Below are 15145 nucleotides of genomic sequence, written 5' to 3' on the forward strand. Positions count from 1 at the left end.
GCTACCGGGAATATCGCAGGCATACCCGCGAGGTATCCAGTCGGTATATGAAGTTGGCTTGCATCAGGAGGATAATATGTCAGCATCTATCAATACATCTTATTTCAATCAGGGAAATGCTGCCGTTTTTTTTGGTAACGAAGTTATTGAACCTTTTACTAAACGCGACAATATTCTGGACTCGTTGCTTCGTTTTGTGACATTTGGCAAATGTAATTATCGAAAGTTGCGGGAAAGTTTTAATCAGGCTATTTACTTAGATTATCGTCATGGCCCGGATAATAGTTTAATAAAAAAATTTAATAGCCATGAAAGCAATCTGCCATTACGTTTTGGATTTGATAAATTTGCGATAACTCTTGAACATAAAAAAGACTGTATAGAGATGCATGTTATCCCTTATAGCAGTCGACTTAGTTATCAGGTTATTAAATTACCCGGTGATTTTAAAGTCAGTACTGATTGCGCCCTTCGTTTTATCCTGAAACACTTTGAGTGTGGGCGAAAGCGTACAACCAATAAACTTTTCAAACCATTGTGCGAGATACCTTCTGGTACGAATTTTTCCGGTAAGGATCTGAGTTTTCTTGATTTATCACATCGTTTATTGTCGCAACTCACCTGTGAACAAACCAAATTTCTTCATTCCAGCTTGCATAACTCGACAATAATTGACTGTAACATGAATCAGGCACATTTTTATTTAGCCAATCTTGAGAAGGCAAAAATAATCAATTCAACTTTTTGGTACGCCCATCTTACTGAGCCAGGGATAGAGAGTGCTAATGTTCATCTGGATGCTAAAGAAAATTCATCTGATGAAAAACAACAAACAAGCATTAAAAAAATAAAAATCCAGGGTAATCCTTATACTTTTTATTCAGCTCAATTTAGTCAAAAACAAGTGGATACCATGATAGAGGAAAATGATAGCTATGCTGAACACAGCAAATGGATTTATGTTGATGGTGTTGCACAGTCAAACATTGCAGAGTTACTCTTAAATGGCAGTCAAAGTGATTGTTGGGATAATTATCGAAATAATATAACCAGTCAGTAACCTTCCTTATATTACTGCGAACAACGACAAGGTGTTTTTCGCAGTATTTCCCCTGAATCTTCGTAGGTACTATCAGATCAAGTATATATCTGTATGTTTTTTATCCCTTCTCTTCTGGTATTGCTACTCCCGGATAAATCCATTAACAAAGATTGCGCTATCCTCGCTCCAGGTATCAACTATTCATTCATCTAATACTTATGCCTTACAACAACCTCAAAGCAAGGTTGTATTGACTAGACTTAACAGACAGATACAGGTGGTTGAGCATACCGAGGCAAATCCTCTGGCAAAAGACTCCCGCCCCTTCAACGAGTTAACTTTTTCGTTTAGCAATGAGAGCAAATTATGATCACAATTGACGGTAATGGCGCGGTAGCTTCGGTGGCGTTTCGCACCAGTGAAGTTATCGCCATCTACCCTATTACCCCCAGTTCCACGATGGCAGAACAGGCTGATGCATGGGCCGGAAACGGCTTGAAAAACGTTTGGGGAGACACACCACGCGTGGTTGAAATGCAGTCGGAAGCGGGTGCTATCGCTACCGTGCATGGTGCTTTGCAAACTGGCGCCCTCTCAACATCGTTTACGTCATCGCAGGGTTTGCTGCTGATGATCCCAACGCTGTACAAACTGGCAGGCGAACTGACGCCGTTTGTCCTGCATGTTGCGGCACGTACCGTTGCCACACATGCACTCTCTATTTTTGGCGATCATTCCGACGTCATGGCGGTGCGCCAGACGGGTTGCGCGATGTTGTGTGCAGCAAACGTCCAGGAGGCGCAAGACTTTGCTCTCATTTCGCACATTGCGACGCTGAAAAGTCGCGTGCCATTTATTCATTTCTTTGATGGTTTCCGCACCTCCCACGAGATCAATAAAATTGTCCCGCTGGCCGATGACACTATTCTTGAACTGATGCCGCAGGCAGAAATTGATGCTCATCGCGCCCGTGCACTCAACCCGGAACATCCGGTGATCCGCGGTACGTCCGCCAATCCTGACACTTATTTCCAGTCTCGCGAAGCCACCAACCCATGGTACAACGCAGTCTATGACCATGTTGAACAGGCGATGAATGATTTCGCTGCCGCGACAGGTCGCCAGTATCAGCCGTTTGAGTATTACGGGCATCCACAAGCGGAACGGGTGATTATCCTGATGGGCTCTGCCATTGGCACATGTGAAGAAGTGGTTGATGAATTGCTGACCCGTGGCGAAAAAGTCGGCGTGCTGAAAGTTCGCCTGTACCGCCCCTTCTCCGCCAAACACTTACTGCAAGCATTGCCGGACTCTGTTCGGATAGTGGCGGTGCTGGATCGCACCAAAGAGCCAGGTGCGCAAGCGGAACCCCTGTACCTGGATGTGATGACCGCACTGGCAGAAGCCTTTAATAATGGCGAGCGTGAAACCCTGCCCCGTGTCATTGGTGGGCGCTATGGTCTTTCATCCAAAGAATTTGGCCCGGACTGTGTACTGGCGGTATTTGCCGAGCTCAACGCAGCTAAACCGAAAGCGCGCTTTACGGTTGGTATTTACGATGATGTGACCAATCTGTCACTGCCGTTGCCGGAAAACACCCTGCCAAACTCGGCGAAACTGGAAGCCTTGTTTTATGGTCTTGGTAGTGATGGCAGCGTTTCCGCGACCAAAAACAATATCAAGATTATCGGTAATTCCACGCCGTGGTACGCACAGGGCTATTTTGTTTACGACTCCAAAAAGGCGGGCGGCCTGACGGTTTCTCACCTTCGCGTGAGCGAGCAGCCGATTCGTTCCGCTTATCTGATTTCCCAGGCTGATTTTGTTGGCTGCCACCAGTTGCAGTTTATCGACAAATATCAGATGGCTGAACGTTTGCAACCTGGCGGCATTTTCCTGCTCAACACGCCGTACAGCGCAGAGGAAGTGTGGTCGCGCTTACCGCAGGAAGTTCAGGCCGTGCTAAACCAGAAAAAAGCGCGTTTCTATGTGATTAACGCGGCGAAAATTGCCCGCGAATGTGGCCTGGCGGCCCGTATTAATACTGTCATGCAGATGGCATTTTTCCATTTGACACAAATTCTGCCTGGCGATAGCGCCCTGGCCGAATTGCAGGGCGCGATTGCCAAAAGCTACAGCAGCAAAGGCCGGGATCTGGTGGAACGCAACTGGCAGGCTCTGGCACTGGCGCGTGAATCGGTAGAAGAAGTTCCGTTGCAACCGGTTAATCCGCACAGTGCCAATCGACCGCCAGTGGTTTCCGATGCTGCTCCTGATTTCGTGAAAACCGTTACCGCTGCAATGCTCGCTGGGCTTGGCGATGCTCTCCCCGTTTCGGCGCTGCCACCAGATGGCACCTGGCCGATGGGCACCACACGCTGGGAAAAACGCAATATTGCCGAAGAGATCCCCATCTGGAAAGAGGAACTCTGTACTCAATGTAACCACTGCGTCGCCGCTTGCCCACACTCAGCTATTCGCGCCAAAGTGGTGCCGCCTGAAGCAATGGAAAATGCCCCTGCCAGCCTGCATTCGCTGGATGTAAAATCGCGTGATATGCGCGGGCAGAAATATGTCTTGCAGGTAGCTCCGGAAGATTGCACCGGCTGTAACCTGTGCGTCGAAGTTTGCCCGGCGAAAGACCGTCAGGATCCAGAGATTAAAGCCATCAATATGATGTCGCGCCTGGAACATGTCGAGGAAGAGAAAATCAATTACGACTTCTTCCTGAATTTACCAGAAATCGATCGCAGCAAACTGGAACGTATTGATATTCGTACATCGCAACTGATTACACCGCTGTTTGAATATTCAGGTGCTTGCTCTGGTTGTGGCGAGACGCCGTATATTAAATTGCTGACTCAGCTCTATGGCGATCGGATGTTGATCGCTAACGCTACGGGTTGTTCTTCAATTTATGGTGGTAACCTGCCCTCCACACCATATACCACTGATGCCAACGGTCGTGGACCGGCATGGGCGAACTCGCTGTTTGAAGATAACGCCGAATTTGGCCTTGGTTTCCGCCTGACGGTCGATCAACACCGTGTCCGCGTGCTGCGTCTGCTGGATCAATTTGCCGATAAAATCCCGGCGGAATTACTGACTGCGTTGAAATCAGACGCCACGCCAGAGGTTCGTCGTGAACAGGTCGCAGCTTTACGCCAGCAACTCAACGATGTTGCTGAAGCACATGAACTACTGCGTGACGCAGATGCACTGGTGGAAAAATCAATCTGGCTGATTGGTGGCGATGGCTGGGCTTACGATATTGGCTTTGGCGGTCTGGATCATGTATTGAGCCTGACGGAAAACGTCAATATTCTGGTGCTGGATACGCAATGCTATTCCAACACCGGTGGTCAGGCGTCGAAAGCGACACCGCTGGGTGCAGTAACTAAGTTTGGCGAGCACGGCAAACGTAAAGCGCGTAAAGATCTTGGCGTCAGTATGATGATGTACGGTCATGTTTATGTGGCGCAGATTTCTCTCGGCGCACAGCTGAACCAGACGGTGAAAGCGATTCAGGAAGCGGAAGCGTATCCGGGGCCATCGCTGATCATCGCTTATAGCCCGTGTGAAGAGCATGGTTACGATCTGGCACTCAGTCACGACCAGATGCGCCAACTGACTGCCACCGGCTTCTGGCCGTTATATCGCTTTGATCCGCGTCGTGCCGATGAAGGTAAATTGCCGCTGGCGCTGGATTCACGCCCGCCGTCAGAGGCACTGGAAGAAACGTTACTTCACGAGCAGCGTTTCCGTCGTCTGAATTCGCAGCAGCCAGAAGTGGCAGAACAGTTATGGAAAGATGCTGCAGCTGATTTGCAAAAACGCTATGACTTCCTGGCACAAATGGCCGGAAAAGCGGAAAAAAGCAGTTCAGAGTAAAAAATAAAAAAAGCCCGGACATTTGTTCGGGCTTGTCGATTATATTGCTGGTAAATGAGTAAATCTGCGGTAGCCCAGCATAAAAAGCAATAGTGACAAGAAAGGCATATAACGGCTGGAGAATATCGCACCGGCTGTCATTTGTATAATTTTTATTTTATATACTTACGCTTAATACATTCACCTAAATTATGATGATTTCAGTGGTATTATTTGATTAAGATTTAACTTAAGACGCAACAATTGATATTTATCCTTTTATGGAACTTCTCCTTTAGCATGTTTTCACCCCCTTATACGGGGTAGTAACAGGTAGATAATAAAATAAAAGGAATATATCAATGAAAAGAAAAGTACTGGCTCTCGTCATCCCTGCACTGCTTGCTGCAGGGGCAGTTCATGCGGCAGAAATTTATAATAAAGACGGTAATAAGTTAGATCTTTATGGCAAGGTGGATGGTTTACATTATTTCTCTGATAGTTCAGCGAAAGATGGCGATCAAAGTTATGCACGTCTTGGCTTTAAAGGTGAAACACAAATTAATGATCAGCTTACGGGTTTTGGTCAGTGGGAATACAATATTCAGGCCAATAATACTGAGTCTTCAGAAAACCAATCATGGACTCGACTGGCATTCGCTGGATTGAAATTTGCCGACTACGGTTCTTTCGATTATGGCCGTAACTATGGTGTTATGTACGACGTTGAAGGCTGGACAGATATGCTGCCGGAATTTGGTGGTGACTCTTATACTAATGCCGACAACTTTATGACGGGTCGTGCCAACGGCGTGGCAACTTATCGCAATACCGATTTCTTTGGACTGGTTAACGGCCTGAATTTTGCCGTGCAGTATCAGGGTAATAACGAAGGCGCGACTAATGGTCAGGAAGGCACAAATAACGGACGCGATATTCGTCATGAAAACGGTGATGGCTGGGGTCTTTCCACCACTTACGATTTAGGCATGGGCTTTAGTGCTGGTGCCGCTTATACCTCATCTGACCGTACCAATGACCAGGTGAATCATACTGCTGCTGGTGGCGATAAAGCTGATGCGTGGACCGCAGGTTTGAAATACGATGCCAACAATATCTATCTCGCAACTATGTATTCTGAAACACGCAATATGACTCCGTTTGGCGACAGCGATTATGCCGTGGCAAATAAAACTCAGAACTTTGAAGTAACCGCACAATACCAGTTCGATTTTGGTCTGCGTCCGGCTGTTTCATTCCTGATGTCCAAAGGCCGTGATCTGAATGCTGTTGGTGGTGCGGATAACCCGGCAGGTGTCGATGATAAAGATCTGGTGAAATATGCTGATATTGGCGCGACTTACTTCTTCAACAAAAATATGTCTACCTATGTTGATTATAAAATCAACCTGTTAGATGAAGATGATAGTTTCTACGCTGCTAATGGTATCAATACCGATGATATCGTAGCGTTGGGACTGGTTTACCAGTTCTAAACCTATAGCCCGCCGGCAACGGCGGGTTTTTTCCTGTTGCCTCTTCCTGTTGAATTAATGTGAAAATGTGACCGTGGTCATTGTACATAATGTCGGATAAGGCGTTACACTTTATACGGATTTGTAAACAGGAGGTTTTATGAGTAGAACGATTCTTGTCCCAATTGATATCTCTGATTCAGAATTAACTCAACGGGTGATAAGCCATGTTGAGAACGAAGCAAAAATAGATGATGCACAGGTTCACTTTCTGACTGTTATTCCATCTTTGCCCTATTACGCTTCTCTGGGGCTGGCCTATTCCGCTGAATTACCCGCAATGGATGATCTGAAAGCGGAAGGCAAATCGCAACTGGAAGATATTATTCAGAAGTTTAATATTCCCACCGACAGAATACATATCCATGTTGCAGAAGGTGCACCAAAAGACAAGATTCTTGAGCTGGCGAAAACCTTACCTGCCGATTTGATCATTATTGCTTCTCATCGTCCGGATATTACCACCTACCTGCTTGGTTCCAACGCAGCTGCCGTTGTGCGCCACGCCGAATGTTCGGTGCTGGTAGTGCGTTAATTATTCAGCCCGCCATTACGTGCGGGCTTACTCTCCGACAATTATTGCCTGCCCCGCCAACATTTTGGGCGCGTCCAGCGCATACGTAAGCTTCATTGGGGCAGAATGACAAATAAAAGAGCCTGATGGGACAGGTTCTAAATGTGCTGACATTTACTGCACTAATCCGTACCATACACGCCACAGTTTTATATCAGACTTCTTTTGCCGGATTTTCCGGCGTGATGCATACTCTTCTGATGCCACATAATGAATTGAGCCACTATTAAATGTCGCAAAATCAAGAATTTAGTAAGAAAGAAATCTACAACCTGAACAAATTGCAGAAACGTCTGCGCCGTAACGTGGGCGAAGCGATTGCTGACTTCAATATGATTGAGGATGGTGATCGCATTATGGTTTGCCTTTCCGGTGGCAAAGACAGTTACACCATGCTGGAGATCCTGCGCAATTTACAACAAAGCGCGCCGATCAGTTTTTCGCTGGTGGCGGTGAATCTTGATCAAAAACAACCAGGATTCCCTGAACATATTCTGCCGGAATATCTGGAAAAGCTTGGTGTTGAATACAAGATTGTCGAAGAAAATACCTACGGTATCGTTAAAGAGAAGATCCCGGAAGGTAAAACGACATGTTCTCTGTGTTCACGTCTGCGCCGTGGTATTTTGTACCGTACCGCTACCGAACTCGGTGCAACCAAAATCGCGCTGGGCCACCATCGCGACGATATCCTGCAAACGCTGTTTTTGAACATGTTCTATGGCGGTAAGATGAAAGGTATGCCGCCAAAACTAATGAGCGATGATGGTAAACATATTGTGATTCGCCCGCTGGCCTATTGTCGTGAGAAAGATATCCAGCGTTTTGCGGATGCCAAAGCATTCCCCATTATTCCATGCAACCTGTGTGGATCGCAGCCAAACCTGCAACGCCAGGTTATCGCAGATATGCTGCGCGACTGGGACAAACGCTATCCGGGGCGTATCGAGACCATGTTCAGCGCAATGCAAAACGTGGTGCCTTCACATTTGTGTGATACCAATTTGTTTGATTTCAAAGGCATTAAACACGGTTCTGAAGTGATTAATGGCGGCGATTTGGCATTTGACCGCGAAGAGCTCCCACTGCAACCTGCGGGATGGCAACCAGAAGATGATGAAAATCAACTTGATGAGTTGCGATTGAACGTGGTGGAAGTCAAATAACTGACCTGTCATTCATTGCCCGATGCGCAAGATTATCGGGCATGAATACCAGTATTAATCCAGTTATGTGTATGCCGGAGAAAATGCTTCTGTATTGCTTCCGGCATTCAGGTTACTTCAGCAATCGTACCCGGCAAGTCTTGCCTTTAATTTTCCCGTCCTGTAATTGCTTCCACGCTTTATGAGCCACTTCTTGTCGTACTGCGACATAAACATGCGCCGGATGCACGGTAATTTTACCAATATCGGCACCATCCAACCCGATATCCCCGGTTAATGCCCCAAGGACATCGCCAGGACGCATTTTGGCCTTTTTCCCACCATCGATACATAAGGTAGCCATTTCAGCAGCCAGTGGCACGATGGTAGTAACCGCAGGTGGCATTTGCCAGTTCAGTTTCAATTGCAACATATCGGAGATGATATTGGCACGCTGAGCCTCTTCCGGCGCGCAAAAGCTGATTGCCAGACCACTTTTCCCGGCTCGGGCAGTACGCCCGATGCGATGAACATGTACTTCTGGATCCCAGGCCAGCTCAAAATTAACGACCAGCTCGAGTGATTTAATATCCAGACCACGCGCGGCGACATCTGTGGCCACTAATATCCGTACACTCCCGTTAGCGAAACGCACCAGGGTTTGATCACGATCGCGTTGTTCTAAATCACCATGTAACGCTATTGCGCTTTGCCCCACGTCGTTTAGCGCATCACAAACCAACTGACAATCTTTTTTGGTATTACAGAACACCACACAAGATGACGGTTGATATACGCTCAGCAGACGTTGCAATAGTGAAATCTTTCCTGATGATGACGTCTCGTAAAAGTGCTGTTCAACCGGCGGTAATGCATCGGTGCTATCAATTTCAATGGTGAGTGGATCACGCTGTACACGCCCACTGATGGCGGCAATAGCTTCTGGCCAGGTAGCCGAGAATAACAGCGTCTGTCGTGACGCCGGGGCAAAGCGAATGACTTCATCGATGGCATCACTAAATCCCATATCAAGCATTCTGTCAGCTTCGTCCATAACCAGCGTATGCAGTGCTTCAAGCGAGACGGTGCCTTTTTGCAGGTGATCTAACAAACGCCCCGGCGTAGCTACAATAATATGCGGAGCGTGTTGTAATGAATCACGCTGAATGCCGAACGGTTGACCTCCACATAAGGTCAGGATTTTAGTATTGGGCAGAAAACGTGCCAGGCGACGCAGCTCCCCCGCAACCTGATCTGCCAGTTCACGCGTCGGACACAACACTAATGCCTGTGTCTGAAATAAAGTGGCATCGATATGCTGTAATAATCCGAGACCAAAGGCCGCCGTTTTGCCACTACCGGTTTTCGCTTGTACGCGAATATCTTTCCCGGCAAGAATTGCAGGTAGCGCCGCAGCTTGCACGGGTGTCATGGTTAAATAGCCCAACTCATTAAGATTTGTAAGTTGGGCGGCAGGCAAAACGTTAAGTGAGGAAAAAGCGGTCACAATTATTCTCTTGGTCATCGGCGCAAAGTTAGCAGGCGCGTATCCTCGCAGATCTGCGCTCACGATGCGACAATTTAATCGGTTCTTCATCTGGTGGTGGGTCCGGCATTGGCTGTGGACGTGGAATCGGATCAGGCACCGGAATGGGATCACCAGGAATAGGTTCAGGCGTTGGAATTTGCAAATGGATGAGTGTTGTCATCGTTACCCTCCGGTCAATGGTTGACTCTTAAAGGGTAGTCGCTGAAAAAATATCAGGTAAAAAAAAGCCGACTTATCTAAGTCGGCGTCGTACGAATCAATTGTGCTATGCAGTAATTCAAAAAAGGAAGTAAGACAATATGGAGCGCAACGCCCATCGCTTGACGTTGCATTCACCTGCGAGAGAGATATTGCCCTGAATAGGTAGAGAGTTTATTGACTTCGCTCAATTTTTCTGGCGTTTTCCTGTACAGAGCATCACAGAAATCGCTTTTGTTACAACCATTTACTACGATGCAACCATAAAGCAACACCACCAATAAGAACGACTAACAGTATACAAAACAGCGAGAAACCAAATCGCCAACCTCCACCTGGAATACCACCAAGGTTCACGCCGAATAACCCTGTCAGAAAAGTGCTGGGCAAAAACACCATTGCCATCAGTGACATGGTATAAGTCCGACGCGCCAGGTTTTCTTGCATCACCTGCGCAATCTCATCAGCCATCACCCCTGTACGAGCAATACAGGCATCTATTTCATCTAAGCCCCGGCCCAGGCGATCGGCAATATCCTGCATTCTCCGCCGCTGATCATCATTCATCCATGGTAATCGTTCACTGGAAAGTCGGGCGTAAACGTCACGCTGTGGTGCCATATATCGACGCATCACAATCAATTGTTTGCGCAGCAGTGCCAGAAATCCACGCGGAGGAATTTGCTGATCGAGCAGATTATCTTCAAGGTCGATAATTTTATCGTGTAGTTGCTCGATAAACTCGCTGGCATGATCGGTCAGCGCATCACAAACATCCACCAGCCATCCACCACAATCTTCAGGGCCAGTGCCCTCTTCCAGATCGCTGACAACGTCATCCAGCGCCAGCACTTTGCGCTGGCGAGTTGAAACAATCAGGCGCTCATCCATATACACCCGCATGGCCACTAACTGATCTGGTCGTTCGTCAGTGCTGCCATTGATACAACGAAGTGTAATGAGCGTTCCCTCCCCCATACGGTTCACTCGTGGGCGGGTACTTTCTCCAGCCAGCGCATCACGCACGTTGTTCGGCAATAAAGGCGTCGTTGCCAGCCACTGAGCGCTTTCAGGATGCGTGTAATTAAGATGTAACCAGCACGGATGTTCACTGTCGATAACATCATTGTCAGTAAGCGGTTTTACGCCGCCATTTCTGTCCAGTATCCAGGCGAAAACCGCATCAGGTACGTTTACGTCTGCTCCCTTAATTGCTTCCACAGAGCCTCCATATTCATCTGATTCTCTTGCTAGTCTAGTTCCCTGTCACGGTTACGCAATATTGTTTTCTGCCATCACCATGAATTAATTCAGAAAATTATATCTCAACTGGCAGGCATTCAGACTTTTATGCCTGACAAAGAATTAACGTCTACTATTATCGGGATAGCCATTTCATACATTACTACTATTTCCCTTTTTCAAAACAATAATTGTTCATAAAAATAACGAGTTGCCAATGATTACACACAACTTCACTCCCCTGGATTTATTATCCATTCCAGTCTGGATTGTCTCGCCCGCTACGGAAGAATTATTGTTTGCAAACGCCGTAGCACGGAAGCTTTCCCAGAATCAATCTTTCAACCAGATGCGAAACAACATTTATTCCGTCGGCGCACAACAAACACTGACGCAATATCTTACTGATCTCTATCATCGCCATGACATTGTGGAACTACTGACGGTATGGCGTGATGGGGAAAAAATCCCCCTTTCCTGTCGTTTGTCATTAAATCACCTGGCTGATATTGGCGAAGTTATTGTTTTCGAAGGTATGGAGTTGCCTGCGACCCAGGGTCTGAAAGCCAGTCGCTCAGCGAATTACCAACGTAAAAAACAGGGTTTCTATGCTCGCTTTTTTCAAACCAACTCAGCGCCAATGTTACTGATTGATCCCGCTCGTGATGGACTAATCGTCGATGCAAATCTGGCTGCCCTCAATTTTTATGGTTATGACCATGAGAATATGTGCCAGCGACATACATGGGAAATCAATATGTTAGGCCGTGACGTATTACCAGTGATGCAAGAGATAGCCCGTCTACCTGGCGGACATAAGCCGCTTAATTTTGTGCATAAGCTTGCAGATGGTTCCACTCGTCATGTGCAAACATACGCAGGACCGATTGAGATCTATGGCGACAAACTTATGCTCTGCATTATTCATGACATCACTGAACAAAAGCGGCTGGAGCAGGAGTTGGAACAAGCTGCCATGCGTGATGCCTTAACCGGGCTGCTTAATCGTCGGCAATTTTTTCTGCTCACTGAGCATAATTCTTCGCAGCCGGGATTAATGAGTCAGGATTACAGCTTGTTGTTGATCGACACAGATCGTTTTAAAAGTGTGAATGATCTCTACGGCCACCAGAAAGGAGATGATGTGCTGTGCGTGTTAGCACGTACGCTGGAAAGTTGTGCCCGTAAGGGCGATCTGGTTTTTCGCTGGGGAGGTGAAGAGTTTGTTTTATTACTGCCACGCACTACCCTCGATGACGCTCTGGCGCTGGCCGAAACAATCCGCGCTCAGGTGGCGAAAATTACCCTCACGGGTTTGCCACGATTCACGGTAAGTATTGGTGTAGCGCGTCACGAAATCGATGAAACAATCGATGCCTTGTTTAAGCGGGTTGATGATGCGTTGTATCGGGCAAAAAATGATGGTCGTAATCGGGTGTTAGCAGCCTGAAGTTTGCGCCAGGTGCTGATTACTGGCACCCTGGCGCGATAAAGTCATGCTTATTCGGCAGCCTCACGCTCAGCGAAAACTTGCTGAGCGAGATGCATTGTGGCGTTTGCCGCTGGCAGTCCGCAATAAAGAGCTGAGTGCATAATCAGTTCTTTCAACTCTTCTTTTGTCACGCCATTATTGAACGCTGCATTGAGATGCATTTTGAGTTCGGCTTCGCGGTTGAGCGCAATCAACATAGCAATAGTAATCATACTGCGGGTATGGCGCTCCAGACCCGGACGACTCCAGATATCACCCCATGCAAAGCGGGTAATAAAATCCTGAAACTCTTCGTTCAGCGAAGTGAGATTTTGCAATGTACGATCAACATGCTCATCACCCAGCACACCACGGCGGACTAACATCCCTTGCTGATAACGTTCTTCATCGCGCATTGTTGCCCCCACAAAACTCAATTAATAAAGCATTTACCACTTCCGGCGCTTCGATGGAGGACAAATGTGACGCTGTCACAATTTCCAGGCGAGAGCCGTCTATTTTCTGCTGCATGAACTGTGCGTCGGCTACGGTTGTCACCGGATCAAGCTCACCGGCGATCAACAATACCGGAAGATCGATAGCACTAAGTTCAGCGCGTAAGTCTGCATTTGCTAATGCTTCGCAACAGCTGGCATAGCCATCAGGAGAAGATTCTGCTAATTGCTGACACAGAAATGCCACATGTGTAGCGGCAGTCAGGCGATAACTCTCACTGAACCAACGTTCTGGTGCTGTTGCGGCGATCGCCTGCATCCCCTTTTCTCGCACTGCTTGTGCACGGCTAAGCCAGCCTGTTGCTTCTCCAATCTTAGCCGCGCTATTGAGCACCGTTACGCTATGAAATCGTTGCGGTTTATAGCGTGCCAGCCAGAGTCCAGTCAGCCCGCCCATAGAAATCCCGCAAAAGTGAGCTTTTTCAATCGCAAGATGATCAAGCAATGCAACGACATCTTCACCTAATTGCGCCAGGGTAACCGTCTCGTTTTTTTCTGTTTTTCCATGGCCATGCGTGTCGTAGCGCAATACACGAAAATGCGAAGTCAGTGCGGATATTTGTGGTTGCCACATCGAAAGCGTGGTGCCCAGTGAATTCGACAGCACAATAACCGGCGCATTCTCCGGCCCTTCAATCTGGTAATTAATTTTCATTTTGTTGTTCCTTATAGCGAGCCAGCACCCGGTCGATAAAGACCTGTGCACTGCCGGTCGCTGCGGTAGGTTCCAGCAAATTTTTAATTTGGGTGGCGTTAAGCCATGAGGTAATACGCGTATCGTTTACCAGTACGTCGTACAAGGCGTGTTGCTGTTCGATGGCTTGCCGACAAAGCACTTCCACCAGATGATGGGCATCCTGTTTACCAATAAACTCCGCCAGCGCCAAAGTCACTGACTCCGCCATCAATAACCCGTGGGTGATATCGAGATTTTCACGCATCTTTTGTGGGTACACTTGCATTCCCTGCACCAGTTCCTGGCTTTGCTCGATAATATTCCCTGTCAACATAATCAGCTCTGGCAAGGTTTCCCACTCAGCTTGCCAGCCACCAAGTGCGCGTTCATGCTGTTGTAACTGGCTGGCATACAGGGTAGCCATTAAACCCGGGGTACGCTGTGCAGCGGTAAGAATAGAGGCACAAATGACAGGGTTACGCTTATGGGGCATTGCGGATGAACCGCCTCGTCCGGCAACGGCAGGTTCACTCACTTCTGCAACTTCCGTCTGCATTAACAGTGCAAAATCCTGCGCAAATTTTGCCAGTGTCGCCCCTGTGCCCGCATACCAGGCGGCAATTTCCAGTAAGCGATCCCGTTGCGTATGCCATGGCAAATCCGGCAGCGTCAATCCCAGGACTTTCGCCAGTTCGGCAGCCACCGGTAGTGCATCCTGCTTAAGCGAAGCCAGAGTTCCTGCCGCACCACCAAATTGCAGCACCAACACACGCGGCAGTAACTCCTCTAAACGCACCTGCCAGCGAAGTAATGCATCCAGCGTTCCGGCAAGTTTTAAGCCCAGGGTCACCGGGAGCGCTTGCTGCATCCATGTACGACCTGGCATTACCGTCTTCTGATAACGAAAAACCTGTCCCGCGAACGTAGCAAGCAACTGGTTTACACTCTGTTGGGTAAGTTGAAGTGCCTGGCGTAATTGCAGTATTAACCCGGTATCAATGACATCCTGGCTGGTTGCTCCCCAGTGAACGTAACGTGCCGCTGCGGCATTATTTTTCTTCACCTGCGCGGTTAATTGCTTCACCAGTGGGATAGCCAGATTCCCCGCCAGCGCCGCATTCCCCCCCAGCGCCTGAACGTCAATATTTTCAGCTCTGCATGCAGCCGCAATTGCCGCGACCGCAGATGGCGGGATCACCCCACAACGTGCCTGAGCCAGTGCCAGGGCTGCCTCGAAATCCAACATCCCCTGCAATAAGCACTCATCGGTAAAACAGTCCGTTAGCGCACTGCCACGCATCAGCGGAGTCAACACTGCCATCACTTCT

General features: G+C 48.0%; 12 protein-coding genes. 6 read left to right on the forward strand and 6 right to left on the reverse strand.

Annotation, left to right across the window (positions count from 1 at the left end):
• Positions 1-76 precede the first annotated feature (76 nt).
• The 5 genes from K0335_RS03095 to ttcA all read left to right on the forward strand — a co-directional run bounded on the left by K0335_RS03095 (position 77) and on the right by ttcA (position 8187).
• Positions 77-1060 carry a pentapeptide repeat-containing protein gene (locus K0335_RS03095; protein WP_104919785.1) on the forward strand — a complete coding sequence of 328 codons (984 nt, stop codon included), beginning with the start codon at positions 77-79 and terminating at the stop codon, positions 1058-1060.
• A 348-nt stretch (positions 1061-1408) separates the two neighbouring features.
• Positions 1409-4933 carry a pyruvate:ferredoxin (flavodoxin) oxidoreductase gene (gene nifJ, locus K0335_RS03100; RefSeq protein WP_219393722.1) on the forward strand — a complete coding sequence of 1175 codons (3525 nt, stop codon included), beginning with the start codon at positions 1409-1411 and terminating at the stop codon, positions 4931-4933.
• A gap of 341 nt (positions 4934-5274) precedes the next feature.
• Positions 5275-6408, forward strand: coding sequence for a porin OmpN (gene ompN, locus K0335_RS03105; protein WP_000824340.1), 1134 nt, complete (start codon positions 5275-5277; stop codon positions 6406-6408).
• 139 nt (positions 6409-6547) lie between these two features.
• Positions 6548-6982 (forward strand): universal stress protein UspF, encoded by a 435-nt coding sequence (gene uspF / locus K0335_RS03110; protein WP_000091708.1) that lies wholly within the window; start codon positions 6548-6550, stop codon positions 6980-6982.
• Between the two features lie 269 nt (positions 6983-7251).
• Positions 7252-8187 (forward strand): tRNA 2-thiocytidine(32) synthetase TtcA, encoded by a 936-nt coding sequence (gene ttcA, locus K0335_RS03115; protein WP_000081412.1) that lies wholly within the window; start codon positions 7252-7254, stop codon positions 8185-8187.
• A 112-nt stretch (positions 8188-8299) separates the two neighbouring features.
• Here the strand turns inward: ttcA and dbpA are convergent, their stop codons facing one another.
• The 3 genes from dbpA to zntB form a co-directional block, all read right to left on the reverse strand.
• On the reverse strand, positions 8300-9673 hold the full coding sequence (gene dbpA, locus K0335_RS03120) for an ATP-dependent RNA helicase DbpA (protein WP_000123664.1): 1374 nt from the start codon (positions 9671-9673) through the stop codon (positions 8300-8302).
• 28 nt (positions 9674-9701) lie between these two features.
• Entirely contained in the window at positions 9702-9875 is a 174-nt protein-coding gene (gene ynaL / locus K0335_RS03125) for a protein YnaL (protein ID WP_015953424.1), read from the reverse strand.
• Between the two features lie 275 nt (positions 9876-10150).
• The gene (zntB, locus tag K0335_RS03130; RefSeq protein ID WP_000387363.1) at positions 10151-11134 is read right to left on the reverse strand and encodes a zinc transporter ZntB; all 984 of its coding nucleotides are present in this window, start codon (positions 11132-11134) and stop codon (positions 10151-10153) included.
• 238 nt (positions 11135-11372) lie between these two features.
• Here zntB and K0335_RS03135 point away from each other — a divergent pair, with 238 nt between their 5' ends.
• Complete coding sequence (locus K0335_RS03135; protein WP_024256445.1) at positions 11373-12605, forward strand: sensor domain-containing diguanylate cyclase; 1233 nt, start codon at positions 11373-11375, stop codon at positions 12603-12605.
• Between the two features lie 50 nt (positions 12606-12655).
• On the opposite strand, the gene pcaC is transcribed toward K0335_RS03135, so the two are convergent.
• From pcaC to K0335_RS03150, 3 genes are read right to left on the reverse strand one after another with little or no spacing between them, the layout of a single operon-like run.
• A complete protein-coding gene (gene pcaC, locus K0335_RS03140) occupies positions 12656-13042 on the reverse strand; it encodes a 4-carboxymuconolactone decarboxylase (protein WP_001204102.1) in 387 nt (128 codons plus the stop codon).
• Positions 13032-13796: a 3-oxoadipate enol-lactonase gene (pcaD, locus tag K0335_RS03145; protein WP_104919789.1), complete on the reverse strand. Its 765-nt coding sequence runs from the start codon at positions 13794-13796 to the stop codon at positions 13032-13034. The genes pcaC and pcaD overlap by 11 nt, the downstream gene beginning before the upstream one ends.
• Positions 13786-15138 (reverse strand): 3-carboxy-cis,cis-muconate cycloisomerase, encoded by a 1353-nt coding sequence (locus tag K0335_RS03150; protein ID WP_046082779.1) that lies wholly within the window; start codon positions 15136-15138, stop codon positions 13786-13788. The genes pcaD and K0335_RS03150 overlap by 11 nt, the downstream gene beginning before the upstream one ends.
• Positions 15139-15145: the final 7 nt, after the last annotated feature.

Origin of the sequence: Escherichia sp. GZ89 (genome assembly GCF_019366485.1) — a bacterium.
Classification (GTDB): domain Bacteria; phylum Pseudomonadota; class Gammaproteobacteria; order Enterobacterales; family Enterobacteriaceae; genus Escherichia; species Escherichia fergusonii.

Bases quoted from the DNA above. Each gene is read 5' to 3' on its own strand.
- K0335_RS03095 (WP_104919785.1), top strand. From the start codon at position 77: ATGTCAGCATCTATCAATACATCTTATTTCAATCAGGGAAATGCTGCC.
- nifJ (WP_219393722.1), top strand. From the start codon at position 1,409: ATGATCACAATTGACGGTAATGGCGCGGTAGCTTCGGTGGCGTTTCGC.
- ompN (WP_000824340.1), top strand. From the start codon at position 5,275: ATGAAAAGAAAAGTACTGGCTCTCGTCATCCCTGCACTGCTTGCTGCA.
- uspF (WP_000091708.1), top strand. From the start codon at position 6,548: ATGAGTAGAACGATTCTTGTCCCAATTGATATCTCTGATTCAGAATTA.
- ttcA (WP_000081412.1), top strand. From the start codon at position 7,252: ATGTCGCAAAATCAAGAATTTAGTAAGAAAGAAATCTACAACCTGAAC.
- ynaL (WP_015953424.1), bottom strand. From the start codon at position 9,875: ATGACAACACTCATCCATTTGCAAATTCCAACGCCTGAACCTATTCCT.
- K0335_RS03135 (WP_024256445.1), top strand. From the start codon at position 11,373: ATGATTACACACAACTTCACTCCCCTGGATTTATTATCCATTCCAGTC.
- pcaC (WP_001204102.1), bottom strand. From the start codon at position 13,042: ATGCGCGATGAAGAACGTTATCAGCAAGGGATGTTAGTCCGCCGTGGT.
- pcaD (WP_104919789.1), bottom strand. From the start codon at position 13,796: ATGAAAATTAATTACCAGATTGAAGGGCCGGAGAATGCGCCGGTTATT.
- K0335_RS03150 (WP_046082779.1), bottom strand. From the start codon at position 15,138: ATGGCAGTGTTGACTCCGCTGATGCGTGGCAGTGCGCTAACGGACTGT.